Annotated in this window: 22 protein-coding genes and 1 other RNA gene; 7 read left to right on the forward strand and 16 right to left on the reverse strand. The window is 59.6% G+C overall.

The window, feature by feature from the left end:
* Window positions 1–29 precede the first annotated feature (29 nt).
* The 16 genes from ACFWHB_RS11880 to ACFWHB_RS11955 form a co-directional block, all read right to left on the reverse strand.
* Window positions 30–245 (reverse strand): hypothetical protein, encoded by a 216-nt coding sequence (locus tag ACFWHB_RS11880; protein ID WP_395948474.1) that lies wholly within the window; start codon window positions 243–245, stop codon window positions 30–32.
* Between the two features lie 189 nt (window positions 246–434).
* Entirely contained in the window at window positions 435–1124 is a 690-nt protein-coding gene (locus tag ACFWHB_RS11885) for a hypothetical protein (RefSeq protein ID WP_395948475.1), read from the reverse strand.
* Window positions 1099–1269: a hypothetical protein gene (locus ACFWHB_RS11890; protein ID WP_395948476.1), complete on the reverse strand. Its 171-nt coding sequence runs from the start codon at window positions 1267–1269 to the stop codon at window positions 1099–1101. Before ACFWHB_RS11890 ends, ACFWHB_RS11885 begins: the two co-directional genes overlap by 26 nt.
* A gap of 1170 nt (window positions 1270–2439) precedes the next feature.
* Window positions 2440–2712 carry a hypothetical protein gene (locus ACFWHB_RS11895; RefSeq protein ID WP_395948477.1) on the reverse strand — a complete coding sequence of 91 codons (273 nt, stop codon included), beginning with the start codon at window positions 2710–2712 and terminating at the stop codon, window positions 2440–2442.
* A 106-nt stretch (window positions 2713–2818) separates the two neighbouring features.
* Window positions 2819–3124 carry a hypothetical protein gene (locus ACFWHB_RS11900; RefSeq protein ID WP_395948478.1) on the reverse strand — a complete coding sequence of 102 codons (306 nt, stop codon included), beginning with the start codon at window positions 3122–3124 and terminating at the stop codon, window positions 2819–2821.
* 8 nt (window positions 3125–3132) lie between these two features.
* Window positions 3133–3423 (reverse strand): hypothetical protein, encoded by a 291-nt coding sequence (locus ACFWHB_RS11905; protein ID WP_395948479.1) that lies wholly within the window; start codon window positions 3421–3423, stop codon window positions 3133–3135.
* Between the two features lie 373 nt (window positions 3424–3796).
* Window positions 3797–5071, reverse strand: coding sequence for a tyrosine-type recombinase/integrase (locus tag ACFWHB_RS11910; RefSeq protein WP_395948480.1), 1275 nt, complete (start codon window positions 5069–5071; stop codon window positions 3797–3799).
* Between the two features lie 113 nt (window positions 5072–5184).
* An RNA gene (ffs, locus tag ACFWHB_RS11915) (signal recognition particle sRNA small type) lies at window positions 5185–5281 on the reverse strand.
* A gap of 102 nt (window positions 5282–5383) precedes the next feature.
* Window positions 5384–6172, reverse strand: coding sequence for a sulfite exporter TauE/SafE family protein (locus tag ACFWHB_RS11920; RefSeq protein WP_111912060.1), 789 nt, complete (start codon window positions 6170–6172; stop codon window positions 5384–5386).
* Window positions 6173–6264: 92 nt separating this feature from the next.
* The gene (gene arcD / locus ACFWHB_RS11925; RefSeq protein ID WP_042650365.1) at window positions 6265–7701 is read right to left on the reverse strand and encodes an arginine-ornithine antiporter; all 1437 of its coding nucleotides are present in this window, start codon (window positions 7699–7701) and stop codon (window positions 6265–6267) included.
* Between the two features lie 387 nt (window positions 7702–8088).
* Window positions 8089–8850, reverse strand: coding sequence for an SDR family oxidoreductase (locus ACFWHB_RS11930; protein ID WP_163148214.1), 762 nt, complete (start codon window positions 8848–8850; stop codon window positions 8089–8091).
* A gap of 182 nt (window positions 8851–9032) precedes the next feature.
* On the reverse strand, window positions 9033–9944 hold the full coding sequence (gene mmsB / locus ACFWHB_RS11935; protein ID WP_395948481.1) for a 3-hydroxyisobutyrate dehydrogenase: 912 nt from the start codon (window positions 9942–9944) through the stop codon (window positions 9033–9035).
* A gap of 58 nt (window positions 9945–10002) precedes the next feature.
* Entirely contained in the window at window positions 10003–11100 is a 1098-nt protein-coding gene (locus ACFWHB_RS11940; RefSeq protein WP_395948482.1) for an enoyl-CoA hydratase/isomerase family protein, read from the reverse strand.
* Window positions 11093–11890, reverse strand: a complete 798-nt coding sequence (locus ACFWHB_RS11945) for an enoyl-CoA hydratase (RefSeq protein WP_262110055.1) — start codon at window positions 11888–11890, stop codon at window positions 11093–11095. Before ACFWHB_RS11945 ends, ACFWHB_RS11940 begins: the two co-directional genes overlap by 8 nt.
* Window positions 11891–12034: 144 nt before the next feature.
* Window positions 12035–13192, reverse strand: a complete 1158-nt coding sequence (locus tag ACFWHB_RS11950; RefSeq protein ID WP_395948483.1) for an acyl-CoA dehydrogenase family protein — start codon at window positions 13190–13192, stop codon at window positions 12035–12037.
* A 110-nt stretch (window positions 13193–13302) separates the two neighbouring features.
* The gene (locus tag ACFWHB_RS11955) at window positions 13303–14814 is read right to left on the reverse strand and encodes a CoA-acylating methylmalonate-semialdehyde dehydrogenase (protein ID WP_395948484.1); all 1512 of its coding nucleotides are present in this window, start codon (window positions 14812–14814) and stop codon (window positions 13303–13305) included.
* A 276-nt stretch (window positions 14815–15090) separates the two neighbouring features.
* Here ACFWHB_RS11955 and ACFWHB_RS11960 point away from each other — a divergent pair, with 276 nt between their 5' ends.
* The 7 genes from ACFWHB_RS11960 (at window position 15091) to ACFWHB_RS11990 (ending at window position 22334) form a co-directional block, all read left to right on the forward strand.
* Complete coding sequence (locus ACFWHB_RS11960) at window positions 15091–16239, forward strand: isovaleryl-CoA dehydrogenase (protein WP_395948485.1); 1149 nt, start codon at window positions 15091–15093, stop codon at window positions 16237–16239.
* 55 nt (window positions 16240–16294) lie between these two features.
* Window positions 16295–17929, forward strand: a complete 1635-nt coding sequence (locus tag ACFWHB_RS11965; protein WP_395948486.1) for a carboxyl transferase domain-containing protein — start codon at window positions 16295–16297, stop codon at window positions 17927–17929.
* Window positions 17930–17939: 10 nt separating this feature from the next.
* Entirely contained in the window at window positions 17940–18794 is an 855-nt protein-coding gene (locus ACFWHB_RS11970; protein ID WP_395948487.1) for an enoyl-CoA hydratase-related protein, read from the forward strand.
* On the forward strand, window positions 18791–18925 hold the full coding sequence (locus ACFWHB_RS11975; RefSeq protein WP_395948488.1) for a hypothetical protein: 135 nt from the start codon (window positions 18791–18793) through the stop codon (window positions 18923–18925). Before ACFWHB_RS11970 ends, ACFWHB_RS11975 begins: the two co-directional genes overlap by 4 nt.
* Complete coding sequence (locus tag ACFWHB_RS11980; protein ID WP_395948489.1) at window positions 18922–20883, forward strand: ATP-binding protein; 1962 nt, start codon at window positions 18922–18924, stop codon at window positions 20881–20883. The genes ACFWHB_RS11975 and ACFWHB_RS11980 overlap by 4 nt, the downstream gene beginning before the upstream one ends.
* Window positions 20880–21851, forward strand: coding sequence for a hydroxymethylglutaryl-CoA lyase (locus ACFWHB_RS11985; RefSeq protein WP_395948490.1), 972 nt, complete (start codon window positions 20880–20882; stop codon window positions 21849–21851). Before ACFWHB_RS11980 ends, ACFWHB_RS11985 begins: the two co-directional genes overlap by 4 nt.
* A 69-nt stretch (window positions 21852–21920) precedes the next feature.
* Complete coding sequence (locus ACFWHB_RS11990; protein ID WP_111912089.1) at window positions 21921–22334, forward strand: MerR family transcriptional regulator; 414 nt, start codon at window positions 21921–21923, stop codon at window positions 22332–22334.
* Window positions 22335–22586 lie beyond the last annotated feature (252 nt).

Raw genomic sequence — 22586 nt, forward strand, 5'->3', positions numbered from 1 at the left:
TCTAGTTGGTTTAATATTTAAATTAATGGTTATTCAAAGACTAACTTTCTGCATTCAGTTGCCATCTCTGCCATGTTGTTCTGATCAAACATCGTTGCAAGTGTCAAAATGAAATGATCACGTTGCTTTTGTGCATAGATCACATCATCAAGGAATTCCAAGATCTCATATTTATCATCTTGTTTGATTTCACTATGACTAATCATGCCGCCAAGATGTGTTAGTTGCTCAGTTGTAATGCTCATTGTTTTTTGTTCCTCTTTTTTGAGTTGTTGATTTTATTTGATTTATTATTTAAGAAATACCAAACACGTTTTGATCTTGAACTCATATTCACCACCTCATTAGTTTTAATTGTTTACGATTCCAACTGATAAGCATCAGCACCAATACCAAACGTTCGCCTTCATTGTTATTCACAGAGCCTCCCCAAATCAGAATGGTATGCAGTTGTCACAGTCGTGATTCCTGCAATCCCAACCACCAGAATTATCCCTGTAGCATTGTGAGCAGCGGCGGCCATCATCATGCTTGCTGTGGTGTTTAGGTGCGGATCGTTTGTTGCTTTGATGCTCTTCAAAAAGCTTATCGTGTGATATTCCACAACTATCTAAAAAGTCATCAAAAGGATCGAAAATCTGTTGCTGTTGTTTTGGTGGTTTTATCTTTGGTTGCCCTGGTGCTTTAGGCTCTAGCTTCGCTTCAACCGGCTCTGATGCCTTTGATGTTATGTTGTCAGTCTTAGGAGTAATATTTTTAATGGTATTGAGATTGTTTGGCCTCTTTGTCTGTTCACGTTGAGGGCCGTTGGCTTGGGCTTCTTCAATTGTGTAAGCGTGATATAAATTGCTTTCGCCTTTGCGGTTGGTTACTTTTAGCAACCCCATTGCTTCAAGGTCTTTACTGTAGTTCTTCACAGACCCAACACTGATACCCAAATCATCCGCTAAGGTTTGGTGGGCTTTCCAACACTGATTGCCTTGGATCCTAAATGTAATTATATGATTGTAAAAATATTTAAGAGCGGGTGTGAAGGTAACACCATTCACATGCTTTGTTTTTTCTACGCTAGTTAGTTGCTGTGAGAAGGTTGGTTCATTATTGTTGTTGTTCGCTTTGGTCATTATGTCTCCATTCGATTGGACTTGAATTTTGTTGCTCTGATGCTTCTTTGATGGACTTACGGATAAAACCAGCGATTGATAGATCGCCACGATTTCGATCAATAAATTCAATCATTTTTTGATTTAATGTGATTGTGACATTCATTATGTCATTCCCCTTTAGTTTCATATTGGAATTGTTTTTTCGGTCTCATTGCTTCAAGTGCTACACACGCTTGATCCCAGAGTTCGAACCCCTCAGGGGTACGGCTTGTGGCTCTTTCTTGTCTGGCACGTTGAATCGCCCTAGCCAATGTGTATTTTTTCAGATATGCGGTGATAATGTGATGAACAGATCGATACATAAAGCCCCTTTGTTATTTTTTGTATAAATAAAAATCTGCCGTTCTGATTACTCAGAAAGCATAATGTTTAATATTTTGGAGGTGGTCGGTTAGACCAGAGAATAAAGCAAGAATTTAATTTAATATTTCACTTTATAATATATAGTATATCACAAAAAACTTAAAAAATCAAGAGTCTCCTTAAAAAATAAGCTACTGAGGATAGCATAAGTAAATATTAAACATCAAATTAAGTCATATTAGACAATATAATCCACAAGATCCCAGCCACCCTGTGGGTATGTATAGGCCGCACGCTAACCATTCAAAATTGGTGCGATTTATGGTGGTTATATTGGAGTTTTTAGACAACAAACAACACATGTAACACAACACACAATATCTATATTTGTTTCTCTGTTTTTCATAAGTCTTAATGAAATGAACACGAAGATATTATTTTATCTGAGTTATATTGTTCATTGAATTCTAGACTTCCACAACAACACAGTTTATTTTGTGTTGGCAGTGCTAACCAAGACAAGAAGCGTTAGCGGATTGGCTTTGGTTTATGTTCTTGTATACATAAATAAATTAGACATAACACTATATATAAATATTTCGTGTTTGTCTTTAAACCACAACAAGGAATGAACATTAGTGAATGTATTGTTAGTGGTTATTATTTAGTTGTCTATATAAATAGATAACAACCAATAACACTCCATTTCATTCTGTGTTTTGGTTTAAGGGCGACCACAAGCGTAGCGGTTGGCGACATTGGATGTTGAGCATAAGCGACAACAGATAATGGTGAGCCCATAAGATTTAGTAACTTGATTTATTATTGGATATATTATTGATATAGTTGTAGCTAAACGCTTGTCTATCCCCTAGCTATACGTTTAGCTAGGTAGTTAGCTAAGCGCTTGTCTAGGTTCAAAGGCGACCCTTCAAGATCGCCATTAATCGTTAAATATGAACTTTCACAGTTAGTCTAGTTTACACATAGCTATTGAATTTCCATTGCTGTAAGGCGAATATATTTTTAGTTTCCATTCGCCATTAAAATAAATTCCATTTTGCTTAGCTAGTTCGACTGTACCGGCACACAATTTTCTGGCTTCAGAACTAGACATATCCAGCGTAGCTTTTACCGTGCTTTCTCCACCATCGACTTCACACTCTTGGCTCAATACTCCTGTACTATCCAAGGCTGCACAGAGATTAAATGCAGAATCAACAGTGTCCGCATTGACTGACAATGCAGCCAATCCAAAAACAAAAAAAAACTACCTTTTTAATCATATTACCCGCCTTCCATGTGAATTTAATATAATTAAAACCTGCCAAACAAGTACTGCAATAAAATTATTCTGAAGTGTATATTATTTTTCTGTTTGATTGATTGCTATCTAAATAATAATCAATCCTTAATACATCAGGTGCTTGTATCTTTATCGCCTTATGGTAGGCATCAACCGTTGACCCAAATGTACCTGGAATGCCGAAGCTTCTATGACTCTGTGAGATCACAGATGGGTTAGGCCTGACCCAACCCATTGCGTCAAAAATGCTGTCATAAATATCAGTATTATCTATATACCAATAGGGTTCAGTGATATGTTTATTAGGTTCTTCACCGTTATAATGTATTGTGATTGTTACTTGTGACATAACGCTCCCTAAACTTCTATTTCAAAATAAGGAGTTACAATGTATAAGCCCTTGATGCTCCGCTCCATCATGTAATTTTTATTTTTTTCAATTTCTACATTTATAAATGCAGATTGCAGTCTAGACATTATATCATCTTTATAAAGATCTAAATTATTGATGAATGATGACTTGAGAGCGAATTTATAATTATCAGATTTAAAATAACAGCAGTCAGTGTTTGTGTTGGTAACATCAAAACTTTCTTTGAATTTGTCTGTTAAAAATGCTTCTACCACTTCAATATCTTGAATCGACATAACCACCTCTTTAGTTGTGTACTCCCCTCTGCTCAGCATTAAACAGAAGGAGCCCCGAAGGACTCCAGTAGATTATTAGAGAGAAAAACGATTGTCAAAGTCCGGGGTAAATATATTTTTTATCTGTATAAACAAAGAGTTAGATTAAATGTTTTTAATACTTATAAAAATTATTCCCTGTCTGTATTTATGTACTTTGCACATTTCTTTTTAGGCTTGTGTGTTCTGGTGATGATATCGCCGCGCGCATTCTCATAAGTACATATCGTTTGATTGTTGATAACCTCTTGTTTTATAAGCTTGTATTGAGAGTATGCAGAACCATAGACCAATGACGATATCGTGAGAGATAACATGATTAGAATTTGTGATTTCATAGTGCTACCTCCAAAGCCTCTTTGAGCTTGTCCAAGGGGACATCCCCACCATAGCGATCAAAGGTTATAGATTGGTTGGTGTGCCCCAAGATCGCCGCTGCATATTGCAAGGGAATGCCCGCAGCCTTGAGCAACGAGCCTACCGTGTGGCGTAAGGAATGGAAGTCCTTTTCAACTGGTCTGTTGCGGCTGAACCACTGCCCGAACAGATGGGAATAGCAGTGATTGCGATAGGGTAGCTCTTTGAACAATCTGCCCCCTCGCCTGCTGGCTACAAAGTCCAGGAATCCACCGTCTAACAACTTGCTATGAATGGGGACAAGCCGTTGGCTTGCTTCTGTCTTGAGACTCTGGTCATCACGTGTCGCCCTGATATTGAAGCACCAGACCCCGTTAACCTTTTGGATATCGTCGCTGTAGAGCTGACAGGCTTCATTGGAGCGCAAGCCATGGTATCGCCCTATCAGGGCAATCCACATGCGCCATGGCTCCTGTGCCTTGGTCCACATATCAAACTGCTTAAGCTCTGCATCTGTGTAGCCAGAACGGGCGTTAACCTCTTTGACTCTCTTGAGCTTCAAGCCCTTGAATATGTCTGTGGTCTGTTCGGTGTGATCAGCCAGCCAACTAAACAACAAACTCAATTTCTGAATGTACTTGTTTATCGTGGTCGGAGACTTGCCGGAACCCAACAACCATGTTTTGAACACGACAGCATCGGCCTTGGTGTAATCAGACAGAACCCGATCACCAATGTGGTTAACAAATGTGCTGATGTAGTTTTGTTGGTTTGCAGTCTCTTTGGGTGCCCAACTCAACTGCTTTTCAACAATGTAAGACTTTGACCAATCAGACAGCTTGCGGCTCTGTTGTGGATCTTTAGAGGCAGCCGGTTTTGCAGGTTGTTCCTCAAGTATCGGCAATGCCGAGTGAATATTGTTTACCCACTCAGTGGCACCGGCCTGGGCTTCTTGGTCAAGTTGGATTTGATTGTGTTCGGAAGGTATAGGGGGCTCGGCCCCAACGGGGCTAGGGATGTGTCCATGAGCTACAGGCGTAGCGATATCGGGCGCAACAGAACGAGCCTCAAGGCTCATAGTGCTGTTGTGCTCACTGGTATCAAGGCCAGTATCAAAATGAATTTGAAGTGCTAAGAGCTGGGCTTTCGCCTTGTCTCTTGTTTTGAGGGATTTGCGGAGGGTCTGACGACGACCATTACACATGGTCACTCGTTGGTAGTAATAAATCCCGTTTCTATTCAGTAAGTACATGGCACCCCCTATGAGGATTGTGTGCCAGTTTGTGTGACAGTGATACACAAACAGCTTGCCTTCAACAAGCTAAGTTACTGATCTTAAACATGAATTGCAGAAACAGGTGGTGGCCCCACCAGCCACATCCCGGCACTCGAGTCCCCCGCCTTGGCTGCTACCTTCCGGTCCTGACCAGGTTGACGAGTTATCAATGCGAGAGGACCAATGGGACCACCGGCGAGGAGAATAGGCAAACTGGCCTGCCAATGCAATGGCTTTCTGCCAGGAGACGAACCGTTCGCCTTATTTTTCAACAATCTGCCGAATGGATCAGCTAAACAGCATGAATTTGGCCCCCACCACCAGCATCAGCAGGGCGAACGCCTGCTTGAGCCGCTTGGGAGAGAGGCGATGGGCCAGCTTGGCGCCGACGCGGGCAAACTGGGTGCTGGTGAGCACTATACCAAGCAGGGCCGGCAGATAGATGTAGCCGACACTCCACTCGGGCAGATCGGCGTGACCCCAGCCTGCATAGAGGTAGCTCAGGCTGCCCGCCAGGGCGATGGGCATGCTACAGGCGGCGGAGGCCGCCACGGCGTTGCGCATGGGCACCGAGTTCCAGCTGAGGTAAGGCACCGTCATGGAGCCACCCCCTATGCCAAACAGCGCCGAGAGCCAGCCGATGACGGTGCCCGCGATGCCGGTGCCGACCGGCCCTGGCATCTGGCGTTCCGCCTTGGGCTTGAGGTTCAGCCCCATCTGCAGGGCCATGGTCCAGGCGAAGCAGCCGATGATGATGTTGAGGGTGCTGGCGCTGAGCTGGCTGGCGGTCAGGCCACCGAGCCAGGCGCCGATGAACATGCCCGCCCCCAGGCGTCGGATCATCACCCAGTCGACGGCCCCCGCCTCCTGATGTGCCCGCAGGGAACTGAAGCCGGTGAAGATCATGGTTGGCAGGGAGGTACCAAGCGCGAGGTGGGTAATGATCTCCGGGGCCACCCCCTGGGCATGAAAGCTGAGTACCAGCACAGGCACTATGATGAGCCCGCCGCCGATCCCGAACAGTCCCGCCAGCATGCCCGCGAAGGCCCCCAACACCAGATAACCCACAAACAGCATAAAAATTCCTTATATAGCTAAATGGCGGTCAAGTTGACCGCCATTGCCCATAAAAAAAGAGATGGCGTCATGCCATCTCTTTATTGTGCCGATTAATGCAGGGGAATGGTACCGTCCATCACCTTGTAGAAGGCCAGCACGGCGCAACCGAGCAGGGCCGCCGTCATCCCGCGCTCCAGCCGGTTGAGGCTGCGCAGGCCATGGTGCTGGCGCGCCTTCCAGTAGATGAAGATGCCGGGGCTGTAGAGCAGCGCCACCAGCAGCAGGTACTCCACCCCGGCGGCATAGACCAGCCAGCAGCCGTAGACGGTGGCCACCAGGGCCAGCAGCAGATCACGCTTGCGCTGATGGGGCTGGTGCTCGTAGGTGGTGCCTTGCAGCGCCAGCTTGAGGCCATAGGCGCCGGAGAAGACGTAAGGCACCAGGGCCGCCGAGGTGGCGATGTTGACCAACGCCAGATAGGTGCTGCTCTGGAAGTAGATGATGATGAGGAAGGCTTGCACCAGACAGGTGGAGCACCAGAGCGACACCTGGGGCGAGCCGTTCTTGTTCTCCTTGGCAAACCAGGCCGGGAAGACCCCTGTCTTGCCCGCTATGTAGGGTACTTCCGCCGCCAGCACAGTCCAGCTCAGCAGGGCCCCCATCACCGAGATCACCAGGCCTATGTTGATGAGCCAGGCGCCCCAGGGGCCAACCACGGCTTCCAGTATCATGGCGGTGGAGGGATTCTTGAGGGCCGCCAGCTGCGGCTGGTTCATGACGCCGAGGGAGAACAGGGTCACCATGACGTAGAGCGCCAGGGCGCCGAGCAGCGCCAGCACGGTGGCACGGCCCACGTCCTTGCGATGACGGGCACGGGCGGAGACCACCACGGCCCCCTCTATGCCGATGAAGACCCAGAGCGTCACCTTCATGGTGGACTTGACCTGATCCATCACCGAACCCAGCTCGGTGTTGCCCTGCCCCCAGATGTCCAGGGTGAAGGTCTCCATGTTGAAGGCGAGCAGGACGGCGACGCAGAAGACGATGAGGGGCACCATCTTGGCGATGGTAGTGACTATGTTCACCAGAGCCGCCACCTGGATGCCGCGCAGCACCAGGGCGTGCACCGACCAGATAAGGAGGGAGGCGAGGGTGATGGCGACCGGGGTGTTGCCGTCGCCGAAGATGACATTGTCCGGCGTGTCGAAGAAGTAGCTCAGGGCGCTGAACACCACTATGGCGTAGGAGACGTTGGCCAGCAGCTGGCAGAGCCAGTAGCCCCAGGCGGCGTTGAAGCCGACGAAATCACCGAAACCGGCCTTGGCGTAACTGAAGATGCCCCCATCGAGATCCGGGCGACGCATGGAGAGGTTCTGGTAGACCAGGGCGAGGCAGATCATGCCGATCCCGGTGATGGCCCAGCCCAGGGCGACGGCCCCGGCGCTGGCGTGCGCTGCGATGTTTTGTGGCAGACTGAAGACCCCGGCACCGACCATGGAGCCGATCACCAGCGAAATGAGGGCGCCGAGCCCTAGTTTCTTGTCCATCTCAAACCTGTTTTATTAAGCGGCGGCTGAGCATCCGTATTCATACAGCGCGCGACATGGGAGGGGCGATAAATCCGTACCCCGTGAAAAAGGCGGCAACTATATTGCATGACTATTCCGACCGCAATCCTTCGCAGTGCCAATCATGCACCGCCTTGACCGCGCGCAATTCTACAGCACTCACTCACCCGGCCTGTGAGCTGGTTCAAATTCAGAAAGACCCGTTGATCTTTCACGTTTTTCCATGATGTCAGCCCTGTTTTTCGAAGAAGCCCTGCATGCCCATGCAGCGGGCCTCCCTGGGCGTCAGGCAGGTCTTTGGGTATAAACGGCCATAAAAATGCCCCTGTGCCAGTGGCAAGGGGCATGGGCGGATCGCCGCCGGGGTTAGAGTCGCAGACCACCGTCGAGGTCTATGATACGCCCGGACAGGTAGTCGTTGGCGAGGATGAATTGCACCGTCTGGGCCAGTTGCTCCCCCTGCCCCAGGGCGCCGACCGGAATGGCCTGCTGCATCCGGGCCATGGCCTCCGGCTTCATGGCCGCCGTCATGTCGGTGGCAAAGACACCGGGGGCTATGCCCATCACCCGGATGCCGTGGCGGGCCAGCTCCCGCCCCCAGGTCACCACCAGGGAGGCGACCCCCGCCTTGCTGGCGGCATAGTTGCTCTGGCCTATATTGCCGGCACGGGCGATGGAGGAGATGTTGATGATGACGCCCCCCTGCCCCCCTTTCGCCATCAGCGCCGCCCCCTCGCGGCCGCAGAGGAAGGTGCCGGTGAGGTTGACGTCGATGACGGCCTGCCACTGGGCCAGGCTCATCTTCTCCACCAGCGCCCCCTCTTTGACCTTGATGAGCATGCCGTCCCGCAATATGCCGGCGCAGTTGACCAGCCCATGCAAGGCACCGAGCTGCTCCTCCATGGCGGCAAAGGTCGCCTCCACCTCGGGCTCGTCCGCCACGTTGCAGACGAACAGGGCGCAGCGACCATCCCGGCTGCGCACCTCGGCCTCGGTCACCTCCAGATCGGCGCGGTTGACGTCGACCAGGGCCAATATGGCCCCCTGACTGGCCAGACGCAGGGCGATGGCGCGACCGAGCCCCCGTCCCGCCCCCGTGATGGCGATGACTTTATCTGTGATATCCATAAATGCTCCTTTTTGCCTGGACCCGGATGACGGGAAAGAATGAATGGCAGGCTCCCGCATCACATCGCGCCGGGCTCGTCCTGGGGTTTATCCAGATAGAGTTCGAGAATGCTGGAAAAATCCCGTGCGCCCTGCCCGTTCGCAGCGTGCAAGTTGAAGAGAGTGGTGAGAGGCCAGCGTTCTCACTTCTCACCCTGAGCTTTGCCGAGATACAACGCCAGGATACTGGAGAAATCCTTGCTCTCCTGACCCTGGCTTGCGTGCAGGTTAAAGAGGTTGCGGGCCAGCGCCCCCATGGGCACGGCGCTGTGGGCGTGCTCGGCCAGCGCCATGGCGAGCCCCAAGTCTTTGACCATCAGCCGGGTCATAAAGCCCCCCTCATAGTTGCGGGATGCGGGGGCATTCTCCATCACCCCGGGCCAGGGGTTGTAGCGCTCCAGGCTCCAGTTGTTGCCCGAGCTCTTGCCCATGATGATGGAGAGCACGCCCGGATCCAGCCCCTCCTTGACCCCGAGCACCAGGGCTTCTGCGGTGCCCGCCATGTGGATGGCGAGCAGCATGTTGTTGCACATCTTGGCGATCTGCCCCGCCCCGAGCGCCCCGGCATGGAACAGGTTCTGCCCCATGCTGGCCAGGATGGGTTTGGCCGCCTCGAAATCGGCGCTCTCGCCACCGACGATAAAGGTGAGGGTGCCCGCCGCGGCGCCAGCCACCCCGCCGGAGACGGGGGCATCGAGAAAACGAATGCCCCGCGTCTTCGCCGCAGCCCCCACAGCGCGGGCCGAGGCCACGTCTATGGTGGAGCAGTCGATCACCAGGGCCCCTGCCGGCAAGGCCCCCAGCAGATCCTGGCCGCCCCCCTCCGACAGCCAGAGCCCGCGCACATGATCCCCGGCCGGCAACATGCTGATGGCCAGATCGCAGCAGGTGACCGCCTCCCGGGCATCCCCGGCGACGATACAACCGGCCTTGATGGCCCGCTCCAGGCTCTCGGGCACCAGATCAAAGACCTGCACTGCATGGCCCGCCCTGGCAAGGTTCGCGGCCATGGGCCCTCCCATGTTGCCGAGCCCGATAAATCCAATCCTTGTCATTCTTTGCTCCTTGCTCCGTTCGTTATCCGGCAGCTCGGCCGGCGCGCCCTTGGCAGCGCTAGGCCAGGGGGTTGGTCCCCTCGGGCCAGCGATAGAAATCCTCAAGCCAGTCAACGCCGTGCCGGGGCGGCTGCCAGCGGGGTGATTTGTCCTTGTCGATGAGCAGGGCCCGCACCCCTTCCACGAAATCCCCCTTGAGCACGCAGTTGACCGAGAGCGCCAGCTCGTCGGCAAACACCTCGGCCAGTGACTGGCGGCGCGCCGTCCAGTACTGGCGCCAGAGGATGGCGCGGCTGATGGGGCTGCCGGTACGGCAGGTGTCGCGGGCCCGGGCCAGGTCGGGTGCGTCCAGCTCGGCCCTGTCCAACCTGTCCAGCACCCCTTGCAGGGTGCGTCCGGCCAGCAAGGCATGGATCCTGGCCTGATGGGGCAGGATCACCGGGGCCGGCAACTGCTCGCCAGCCTCGGCGTGCAGCCCGCCCAGCAGCCTATCTATCTGCTCGCGTGGATCGCCCTGGTCGGCCCAGTCGAGGGCGGCGAGCCGCGCCGGCAGCTCGGCCCGCTCACGGCTCGCCATGGCGTGATCCGCGAGCCCCAGCCCCAGGGCGTCCGCCCCGTTGAAGCGGGCACCTGTGAGGCCAAGCCAGAGCCCGAGTCGCCCGGGCATACGGCTCAAGAACCAGCTGGCCCCCACGTCCGGGTAGAGGCCGATCGTCACCTCCGGCATGGCGAACAGGCTCTTCTCGGTCACCACCCTAAAATCGGCGCCGGCAAAGAGGCCGATACCGCCCCCCATGCAGATGCCGTCCGCCACGCAGACGAGCGGCTTGCTGTAGCTGTGGATATGGTGATCCAGCCGGTATTCCTGCTCAAAAAAGTCGCGGGCATAGGCAAAGAGTACCTGCTCGCTCTCCTCCTGCTGGCGGTAATAGAAGGAGCGAATGTCGCCACCGGCGCAGAATGCCTTTTCTCCGGCCCCCTGCAACAGCACGCAGACCACGGCCGGGTCCTGCTCCCACGCCGTGAGCGCCCCTTGCAGGCGCTGGATCATCGGCAGGCTCAGGGCGTTGAGGGAGGCGGGGCTGTCCAGGGTCAGGATGCCGATGAAGTGCCCGTCCGCCGTGGGATGGGTTGCCAGGCGCACGGGTTCAGTCATGGGACTCTCCCGCACTCTTGTCATAACGCCAGCGCGGGGCACGCTTCTCGAGGAAGGCCGCCACCCCCTCGCGCTGGTTGGCATCGTCAAACAGGGCGAGGAACAGGCTGCGCTCCAGGGGCAGGGCCGCATCCCTGTGGCCGCTGCGCCCCTGATTGATGAGCTGCTTGCAGGCGCGCAGGGCACTGGGGCTCTGGCGCTCCACCCGCTGGGCCATCTGCTGCGCCGCCGTCCAGGCGTGCCCTTCGGTCACCACCTCCTCCACCAGCCCCATCTCGTAGGCCAGGGTGGCGCTCACCTTCTCGCCGCAGAGGATCATCCGCTTGGCCCAGCCCGGCCCCACCAGCTCGGTGAGCCGCTGGGTGCCGCCGGCGCAGGGCAGCAAGCCCACCGAGGCCTCAGGCAACCCCAGCAGCGCCTGCTGCTCGGCGATGCGAATGTCACAGGCCAGCGCCACCTCCAATCCGCCCCCCATGGCAAAGCCATTGATGGCGGCTATGCTCACCCCGTGGAAGCGGGCCAGCGCCTCGAAGGCGCGGCCAAAGGCCTCTGCCACTTCGCGGGCGTGCTCCACATTGCCGTCGGCAAACATCTTGAGATCGGCGCCGGCGCAGAAGAACTTGTCCCCCGCCCCGCGGATCACCAGGGCCACCACGTCGGGGCGGCTGTCGAGCTCCACCATCATCTGCAAGAAGGCCTGCAGGCTGGCCAGAGTCCAGGTGTTGGCAGGCGGGTGGTCGAGCGTGATGTAGGCCACGTGACCGTGATATTCGAGCCTGATCCTTGTCATTGCACTGTCCTTGTCATTAAACCTGCCGCCATGATGACAGGGTTGAATGGAGCCGAAATTCGGCTGGCTCACAAAGCCTGACGACGGCGCGGCGCCTGTCAGCCATCCCCCGGCAGAAGTAGGAAAACGGGCAGCCACCGCCCTCTACTCCAGCGACAAACCGGGATCCCCCAGCAGGCGGCGGGCGATGATGAGCCGCATCACTTCGTTGGTGCCTTCCAGAATGCGGTGCACCCTGGTGTCGCGCAGGTAGCGCTCCAGCGGGTACTCGCGGATATAACCATAGCCACCAAAGAGTTGCAGGGCCTCATCGCAGACGCGATAACCCACGTCTGTGGCAAAACGCTTGGCCATGGCGCACCAGGCGCTCTTGTCCGGGCTGCCGCTGTCGAGCTTGGCGGCGGCCTGGCGCACCAGCAGGCGGGCGGCGGCGAGTTCGGTGGCCATGTCGGCGAGGCGGAACTGGACGCTCTGGAATTCGCTGATCGGGTGTCCAAATTGCTGGCGCTGCTGCACATGGGCCAGGGCGTCATCCAGCGCCTGCTGGGCTGTTCCCAGCGAGCAGCTGGCGATGTTGATGCGCCCCCCATCGAGCGCCTGCATGGCAAACCTGAACCCTTCACCCTCCTCCCCCAGCCGGTAGCGGGCGGGAATGCGCACGGCGCTGAAATTCACCTCCCGGGTCGGCTGGCTGTTCCAGCCCATCTTCTCCTCCGCCTTGCCGTAGCTCACACCCGGCGTATCGGCGGGCACCATAAAGGCAGATATCCCCTTGGCCCCCTCGCCCCCGGTGCGGGCCATCACCACCAGCACCTGAGTGCTGCCCGCCCCCGAGATGAAGACCTTGCTGCCGTCGATAAGATAGGTCTCGCCATCCCGTACCGCACGGGTCTTGAGGGCGGCGGCGTCCGATCCCGCCCCCGCCTCGGTGAGGCAGTAAGAGCCCAGCAGCTCGCCGCTGGCCAGCCTCGGCACCCACTCTGCCGCCACCTCGGCCGGCAGCCAGCTACCCAGCATCCAGCTCACCATGTTGTGGATGGTCAGGTAGGCCGTGGTGGAGGTGCAGCCCATGGCCAGGCGCTCGAAGATGAGGCTGGCGTCGAGCCGGCTCAAGCCCAGGCCGTCATATTGCTCCGGGGTGTAGAGGCCGCATAACCCCATCGCCGCCGCCTGCTTGATGGTGGGGATGGGGAATTCGTGCTCCCTGTCCCAGCGCGCGGCGTGGGGCTTGAGCGCCAGATCGGCGAAGGCACCGGCCGAGTCGACACAGGCCCGTTGGGATTCGGTCAGGGTAAAATCCATCTTGTTCGCTTCCTCGTTATCTCGATTGCTTGTCGCAGATCCACCGTTCACCACAGGGGGATAGCCATGGTGGGCGTCGGCGGGAGTGCCGTCGACCCATCAGCCATTGCTCACCGCAGGTGGATGGTCATGTTGGGGCCGGTCGGTATGTCCTCGTCGAACCAGCGCTCGGTCACCGTCTTGGTCTCGGTGTAGAAACGCACCGCCTGCTTGCCATAGGCGTGCAGATCCCCGTAGAAGGAGCCACGCCAGCCGGTGAAGGAGAAGAAGGGCAGCGGCACCGGAATCGGCACGTTGATCCCCACCTGACCCACCGCCACCTCATGGCGGAACTTGCGGGCCGCGGCGCCGCAACCGGTGAAGATGGAGGTGCCGTTGCCATAGGGGTTGTCGTTGATGAGGGCGAGCGCCTCGTCCAGGCTCTCCACCTCCAGGCAGGCGAGCACGGGGCCAAAGATCTCCTCCTTATAGATGCGCATCTCGGGCGTCACGCCGCGAAACAGGGTCGGCCCCACCCAGTTGCCCACCGGGTAACCGGGCACGTCGCAAAAACGCCCGTCCAGCAGACACTGGGCCCCCTCGGCCATGCCTGCTTCAATCAGCCCCTCGACTCGTACCTTGGCTTCAGGGCTGATAAGGGGGCCATAGGCGGCCTCTGAATCGTGCCAGACACCCGGCTTGACCCTGGCAAACTCGGCGGCGAGATCCGGGATCCAGTCGCGGGCGCTGCCCACGAAGACCGCCACGCTGATGGCCATGCAGCGCTGACCGGCGGCGCCCACCCCGGCCCCCACCAAGTTGCTCAGCACCTGCGCCTTGTTGGCATCCGGCATGATCACCATGTGATTTTTGGCACCGACGAAGCACTGGGCGCGCTTGAGGTGGTCGGTGGCGGTGCGATAGACATGAGCCCCGACCCGGGCAGAACCCACGAAGCTCACCGCCTTCACGTCCGGGTGGGCGAGCAGCGCATCCACCTGCTCGGCGCCGCCGTGCACCACGCTGAGGATGCCCGCTGGCGCCCCCGCCTCGGTGAACAGCTCGGCCAGCCGCATGGGGGTAAGCGGATCCTGCTCGGAAGGTTTCAGCACGAAGCCGTTGCCGCAGGCCACCGCCAGGGGGAACATCCAGAGCGGTATCATGGCCGGGAAGTTGAACGGCGTGATGCCGACGCAGACCCCCAGCGGCTGCACCCAGGAGTGGCCATCCACCCGGCGCGCCACGTTGCCCATGGTCTCCCCCAGAGTCTGACTGGCGACGCCGCAGGCCTGCTCCACCACCTCGATGCCGCGCCACACATCTCCCCTGGCGTCCGCCAGATTCTTGCCCGTCTCCTGGGCCAGCAGGGTCGCCAGCTCGTCGTGATGGGCTTTGAGCAGATGCTGGTAGTTGAACATGACCCGGGCCCGCTCGGGGGCCGGCACCTCCCGCCACATCAGGTAGGCGTCGTGAGCGCGGCGCACCGCAAGCTCCACCTCGGCCGGGGTGGCTCTCGGCACCCGCGCCAGCAGGCTCTGATCCGCCGGGTTGGTCACCTCGATCCACTGCTCGCTCGCGGAAGGGTACGCCTCGCCGCCAATATAGAGCGGCAGATCCCCGTACTGGGTGTGGTGTTGGCTCATGCCGCACTCTCCTTGGCTGCCCGGTGGCTGGCACTGTGCCAGAGTCCTTCAGGCAGACCGGCAGACCGGATGCACTCGCTGATCATCTTGCTCACTCCTTGCGTTTGCCCGCTCGGGGCTATGCCCCTTGCAGTCGGCACTCAACGAATTTACCTTAGACTAACAACTCATTTACGCTTACGCTAACGTAAACTTAAATCACGAATGGACTGACCAGTTTTCCCTCCGTTTCGGAGGCGCGAGACTGGTGAGCACCAGAGACCAAGGAGAGCAAGGATGCATGCCCTGATGGATGAAACCCTCCGCGCCCTGACCGAGCAGGTCGAGGCCTTCTGCCAGAAAATGATCGCCCCGCGCGCCGCCGAGATTGACCAGAGCAACGCCTTCCCGCGCGACCTCTGGCCAAAGATGGGTGAGCTCGGGCTGCACGGCATCACTGTGGCGGAAGAGTATGAGGGGGTGGATCTGGGTTATCTGGCCCATGTGCTGGTGATGGAGCAGGTGAGCCGTGCCAGCGCCTCGGTCGGCCTCTCCTACGGCGCCCACTCCAACCTCTGCATCAACCAGATCCACCGCCACGGCACCCCTGATCAGAAGGCGCGCTATCTGCCCGATCTGGTCAGCGGAAAACACGTGGGGGCACTGGCCATGAGCGAACCGGGGGCCGGCTCCGACGTGGTCAGCATGCGGCTCACCGCGGTGCGCGAAGGGGATCACTATGTGCTGAACGGCAACAAGATGTGGATCACCAATGGTCCGGACGCGGACACCTTCGTCATCTATGCCAAGACGGATGCCAATGCCGGGGCCAAGGGGATCTCCGCCTTTATCGTCGAGGCGGGCACCCCGGGTTTCACCACGGCCCAGAAGCTCGACAAGCTCGGCATGCGCGGCTCCAGCACCTGCGAGCTGGTGTTCGACAACTGCCCCGTGCCGGCAGAGAACCTGCTCGGCGCCCTGCACGGCGGGGCCCGGGTACTGATGAGCGGGCTGGATTACGAGCGGGTGGTGCTGGCCGCCGGCCCCCTTGGCATCATGCAGGCCTGCATGGACGTGGTGCTCCCCTATGTGCGTGAACGCAAGCAGTTCGGCCAGGCCATAGGGGATTTCCAGCTGGTGCAGGGCAAGCTCGCCGACATGTATACCCGGCTCGCCAGCAGTCGCGCCCTGGTCTATTCGGTGGCGAGCGATTGCGATCTGGGCCATACCAGCCGCAAGGATTGCGCCGCCGCCATCCTCTTTGCCGCCGAGAATGCCACCCAGATGGCGCTGGATGCCATCCAGTTGCTCGGCGGTAATGGCTATATCAACGAATACCCCACAGGCCGCCTGCTGCGGGACGCCAAGCTCTACGAGATTGGCGCCGGCACCTCGGAAATTCGCCGCTGGCTCATCGGCCGTGAGCTGATGGGAGATAACGCATGATGCTTCTCCCTTTGTCACCTGCCATCGGCAACAACAACCAGATGGGAGAGAACCCATGAGCCAGATCCACTCCCGCCTGGATACCACGAGCGCCGACTTTGCCGCCAATCGGGAGGCCATGCAGGCCCTGGTGGCCGATCTCAACGCCCGTCTCGCCGAGATAGCCCAGGGCGGCGGGGCGGCCAACAACGCCCGCCATCAGGGCCGTGGCAAGCTGCTGCCCCGCGAGCGCATCAATCAGTTGCTGGACTCGGGCTCCCCCTTCCTCGAGCTCTCGGCCCTGGCTGCCTGGCAGGTCTATGAGGAACCCGTGCCCGCCGCCGGCATCATCACCGGGCTCGGCCAGATTGCGGGCCGGCTCTGCCTGCTGGTGGTGAACGACGCCACCGTCAAGGGGGGCACCTACTACCCGCTCACGGTGAAAAAGCACCTGCGGGCCCAAGCCATCGCCGAGCGGCTGCGCCTCCCCTGCCTCTATCTGGTGGATTCCGGCGGTGCCTTCCTCCCCATGCAGGACGAGGTGTTCCCCGACCGGGAGCATTTTGGCCGCATCTTCTACAACCAGGCCCGCATGTCGGCCCAGAATATCCCCCAGCTCGCCGTGGTGATGGGGCTGTGCACAGCCGGGGGCGCCTATGTGCCCGCCATGGCGGATGAGTCCATCATGGTCAGGGAACAGGCCACCATCTTCCTGGCGGGCCCGCCCCTGGTCAAAGCCGCCACCGGCGAGGAGATCAGCGCCGAGGCCCTGGGGGGGGCCCTGGTGCACTGCGCCCACTCCGGGGTGGCCGACCACCTGGCCGAGGACGATGCCCATGCCCTGGCCATAGCACGCACTCTGGTTGGCAATCTTGGGGATCCCACCTCGCAATCGAGAGATTTTCCGGTGTTGGGCTTCGCAAGCTCAGCACCAAGCTACGATGAGCCCCTCTACCCCATAGAGGAGCTCTACGGCCTGGTGGGCACCAGCCTCAAGCGCCCCTATGACGCCCGGGAGCTCATCGCCCGCCTGGTGGATGGCTCTGTGTTCGACGAATTCAAGGCCCTGTTCGGCACCACACTCGTCACCGGGTTCTCCCGCATCCAGGGCATGCCGGTGGGGATACTCGCCAACAACGGCGTGCTCCACAGCGACAGCGCCCAGAAAGGCGCCCACTTCATCCAGCTGTGCAACAGGCGCGCCATTCCCCTGCTGTTTTTGCAAAACATCACCGGCTTTATGGTGGGAAGACAGGCCGAGCGGGAGGGGATCGCCAAACACGGCGCCAAGCTGGTCACCGCCGTCGCCTGCAGCCGGGTGCCCAAAATAACCCTGCTCGTCGGGGGCAGCTTTGGCGCCGGCAACTACGGCATGTGCGGCCGCGCCTATGAGCCCGATTTTCTGTTCAGCTGGCCCAACAGTCGCATCTCCGTCATGGGGGGCGAGCAAGCTGCCAACGTGCTGGTGCAGGTGCGCCGGGACAAGCTGGCGGCCGACGGCAAGACCCTGGGGGAGCAGGAGGCGGACGCCATCCGCGCCCCCGTCATCGCGCAATATGAACGCCAGGGGCACCCCTACTACGCCAGCGCAAGGCTCTGGGATGACGGCGTCATCGATCCCGCCCAGAGCCGCACCGTGCTGGCCCTGGCGCTGGCCGCCTGCCAGGGGGCCAAGCCCGGGCCCGAGCAATACGGCATCTTCAGGATGTAAGGAGTTCGACATGTCCGATCCACTGTGCAATGACCCCCTGGCTGGCTGTCGGCTTGAGCGCCACGGTCCGCTGGTTGAGCTGGTGCTGGCGCGCCCCGCCCGCCACAACGCCCTCGATGCCGATCTGATGCAGGAGCTGCTCGATTGCCTGGATGATCTGGCCCATCGCCACGGCCAGCCACTGGCCGAACGCCCCCATGTCCTGCTGCTGCGGGCAGAGGGCAGGCATTTTTGCGCCGGTGCCGATCTCAACTGGATGCGCAATCAGCTCCATAGCGACTTCGATCCCAGCTCGTTTGAAAAAAACCGGGAGGATGCCCGGGTGCTGGCCAGGCTGATGCAAGCCCTGGACGAGCTGCCCTTCCCCACCGTGGCCCTGGTGCAGGGGGCGGCCTATGGCGGAGCACTCGGCCTGCTCTGTGCCTGTGACATAGTGCTGGCCAGCGACGACGCCCGCTTCTGCCTCTCAGAAGTGAGCCTGGGGCTGGTGCCTGCGGTGATCAGCCCCTATGTGGTGCGCACCATGGGGATGCGCCAGGCCCGCCGCTACATGCTGAGCGCCGAGCCCTTCGATGCCATCACCGCCTGCCGCCTCAACGTGGCACACCGGCTCTGTGCGCCGGAGAAGCTGCTCTCTGAGGGGCGGGCTTTAGGCATGCGTCTGTGCCGCAACGGCCCCCAGGCGATGAAGGAGACCAAGCGGCTGCTGGCCGCCATCGAGCACCAGCCCGGTCATCAACACGAAGAGATAACCGTCGAGACCATAGCCCGGGTGCGGGTCGGACTCGAAGCCCAGGAGGGGATGCAGGCCTTCTTCGACAAGCGCCCCCCCAACTGGCGCCCCCGTTTCAAGGATGAGACATGACTCAATACCGGCCCATCAAGCGCCCTCTTGTTGCCAACCACGGCGAGGATAACCGGGGGACGGATCAACGCCTTGCCCCCCTCGATCTCTTCATGAACGAGTGTGCCTTTATTCACCAGGAGCAGACATGACAGATCAGGCTCCCATCAAGCGCCTGCTGATCGCCAATAGGGGCGAGATAGCCGTGCGCATCATCCGGACCGCCCGCCGCCTCGGCATTCACACCATAGCCCTCTACTCGGACGCCGACGCCCGCGCCATGCATGTGCGGGAAGCGGACGAGGCCTGGCACCTGGGGCCTGCCCCCGCGCGGGAGAGCTACCTCGATGCCGCCAAGGTGCTGACAATTGCCCGCGAGGCCGGGGCCGATGCCGTGCACCCCGGCTACGGTTTTCTGTCGGAGAACAGCGACTTTGCCAGCGCCTGTGCACAACAGGGACTGCGCTTTATCGGCCCGAGCGGCGCCGCCATCCTCGCCATGGGGGACAAATCCGGCGCCAAGGCGTTGATGCAGGCGGCCGGCGTTCCCGTGCTGCCCGGCTATCACGGCGCGGATCAGACGCCGGCCCTGTTGCGTGATCAGGCGCACCAGGTCGGCTTCCCCCTCCTTATCAAGGCCGCCAGCGGCGGCGGCGGCAAGGGAATGCGCCGGGTCGAGCAGATAGACGAGTTTGACGCAGCCCTGGCGGCGGTGAAACGGGAAGCCCTGGCCGCCTTCGGGGATGACAACGTGCTGCTTGAGCGCTATCTCGCCCGCGCCCGTCACGTGGAGGTGCAGGTCTTCGCCGATACCCTCGGCAACGCCATCTACCTGGGGGACAGGGACTGCTCCTTGCAGCGCCGCCACCAGAAGGTAATCGAAGAGGCCCCCGCCCCCAACATAGCCCCGGCGCTTCGCCGCGCCATGGGCGAGGCCGCCGTGGCCGCCGCCAGGGCCATCGACTATGTGGGGGCCGGTACCATCGAATTTCTGCTGTGCGGGGAGGCGTTCTTCTTCATGGAGATGAACACCCGGCTGCAGGTGGAGCACCCTGTCACCGAGGCCGTCACCGGCCAGGATCTGGTGGCCTGGCAGCTGGCAGTCGCCGAGGGCAAGCCGCTGCCGCTCACCCAGGAGGAAGTGGTGCTGCGCGGCCATGCCGTGGAGGCGCGCCTCTACGCCGAGGACGTAGGCGCAGGCTTCTTGCCCGCCAGCGGCCCCATCCACTGGCTGCACTGGCCACAGGGGGTGCGCATCGACACCGGGGTCGCCGCCGGCGATGAGGTGAGCCCCTATTACGATCCCATGATCGCCAAGCTGGTCGCCCACGGCCAGAGCCGCGCCGAGGCCTTTGCCAGGCTGGCCGATGCCCTGGCGGCCCTGAGTCTCGGCCCCCTGGTGCACAACGGCCCGCTGCTGCTGCGCCTGTGTGAGGATCCGGACGTGCTGGCCATGGCGCACCACACCCAGTGGCCCATTCCCACCGAACCCTTGGGCACCCCGGACCTCGCCTGGCCGTTGGCCACCCTCTGGCTCGCCAGTCGCACCGGTCCCTCCCCCTGGCAGCAAGCCCCCGGTTTTCGGCTGGGCGAGAGCCGCAGCCTGACGGCGGCGGTGCGGATCGGCGAGGAGGCCCGGGTGCTGACCCTGGCCGAGCGCGCCGGTCGGCTCACCTGGCAGGGGGAAACCTACCCCTACGAGCTGGGCACTGATCATATCCGCCTGCAGCGGGCGGGCCGCTGGGTGCGCTGCCCCGTCACCCCGGCGGCAGAGGCCGCCTTAGTGCTGCAACTGGATGGCAGGCGCATTCCCTTCGCCGCCGATGATCAACGCCATAGGCCACATCATGATCACGAAACAGCCCAGGGCGCCCTGGCCCCCATGCACGGCATTGTGGTGGCGCTGCTGGTCGAGGTCGGGCAATCCGTCAGCAAGGGGCAACCCCTGCTGGTGCTGGAGGCGATGAAGATGGAACATGTCTTGAAAGCAGACAAGGAGGGGGTGATCACCGCCCTCTGCTGCCGCCAGGGGGAGCAGGTGAGTCAGGGTGCCGTCCTGGTGCACTTTGCCGACCCGAGCGCAGAGAAGGCTCAGGGAGGTGCAGCATGAGCCAGGAGCATGGCACGCCCGTCGACAGGGTCAGTCTGGTGGAGGTGGGACCGCGGGATGGGCTGCAGAACGAACCCCGCCTGTTGTCGCTGGCGCAGCGGCTTCTGCTTATCAACCGCCTCGCCGAGAGCGGCCTGCAACGGATCGAGGTGGGGGCCTTCGTCTCCCCGAAGCGAGTGCCGCAGATGGCAGACTCCGCCGAACTTTTTGAGGCCCTGCCCCGCAAGGGAGCGACCCGTTACGGCGCCCTGGTGCCCAATTTGCAAGGTCTGCAGGCCGCGATCCAGGCCAGGGTCGACGAGATTGGCCTCTTCACCGCCTGCTCAGACGGCTTCACCCGCGCCAATATCGGCATCGGCGTCGAAGAGTCACTGATCCGCTTCGCCCCGCTGGTGGCGGAAGCGCGCCGCCTCGGCATCAAGGTGCGGGGATACCTTTCCACCGTCATCGCCTGCCCCTATGACGGTCCGACCCGCCCGAAACGGGTCGCCGCCCTGGCCGAGCGGCTGCTGGATCTCGGCTGTCACGAGATCTCCCTTGGCGACACCATAGGGATAGGCACCCCGGGCACTGTGGTGCCCATGCTAGATGCTGTGCTGCACGAAGTCCCGGCCGGCCGGCTCGCGGTGCACTTTCACGATACCTATGGCCAGGGGCTCGCCAACCTGCTGCCGGCGCTCGAGCGCGGCATCCGCACCATAGACTGCTCTGTGGCGGGGCTGGGTGGCTGCCCCTATGCCCCCGGCGCCTCCGGCAACGTCGCCTCGGAAGAGGTGGTTTACCTGCTGCACGGCCTTGGCATGAGCACAGGAGTGAACCTCGACAAGCTGGCCGCCACCGGCCAGTGGGTGAGCGAGCAGCTCGGCCGCCCCAACGGCTCCCGGGTCGGGCAGGCGCTCCATGCCAGGGCCAGACAGCAGCAGCCAGGACTCGATGAGATAGCACAAGGAGAGTGCCATGCCCCCTGAAAACGCCCCCGCCTGGAAGAGCGGCAGCATGTCGTCATGTCAGGAGGTAACCCCATGCAGGATCAGGCCATGAGAGCCGGCAGCTTCTGCGGCAAGGAGAGAACCTACAGCATCTCCGAGCTGGCTCAGGAGTTCGACATCACCCCGCGCACCATCCGCTACTACGAGGACGAGGGGCTGATCACCCCGGCCCGGGAGGGGCAGACCCGCATCTACAGCCACAAGGACAGGATCCGCCTGAAATTGACCCTGCGTGGCAAGCGGCTCGGCTTCAGCCTGGCGGAGATCCGCGAGCTGTTCGACATGTATGACACCGACCGCTCGAGCCGGATGCAGCTGCACTCCATGATCCAGCTCATAGAGGCGCGGCGCCACTCCCTGCGCCAGCAGCTCGAAGATATCCAGATGGTGATGGCCGAGCTGGATGCCGCCGAGCAGCGCTGCATCCATTCCCTGAGCGGCTTGAAGACAGACGCGGATTGACGGGTTCTGGGGGCCGCTCGCCCCGAAGTATGTCATGGCACAGATGGGGCCAGGGGGCTGGCAGGCGACCCTGGCCCTGACAAGGCTCGTCTGCTTCAAGGCCTGATTCACCGGGCACCGCTGACCTGCCCGCAGCCCATCCGAGTGGGTGTGAAAGGCTGCCGCCTGCTCAATCTCCCATCCATCCCGAACAAAAAGGCAGGGCCCCACCCTGGTGCGGGAGGCCTAGCCTTGCTCAATAATTCGGCTAAC

Source organism: Aeromonas mytilicola subsp. aquatica, from assembly GCF_044336385.1.
Lineage (GTDB): Bacteria > Pseudomonadota > Gammaproteobacteria > Enterobacterales > Aeromonadaceae > Aeromonas > Aeromonas rivipollensis.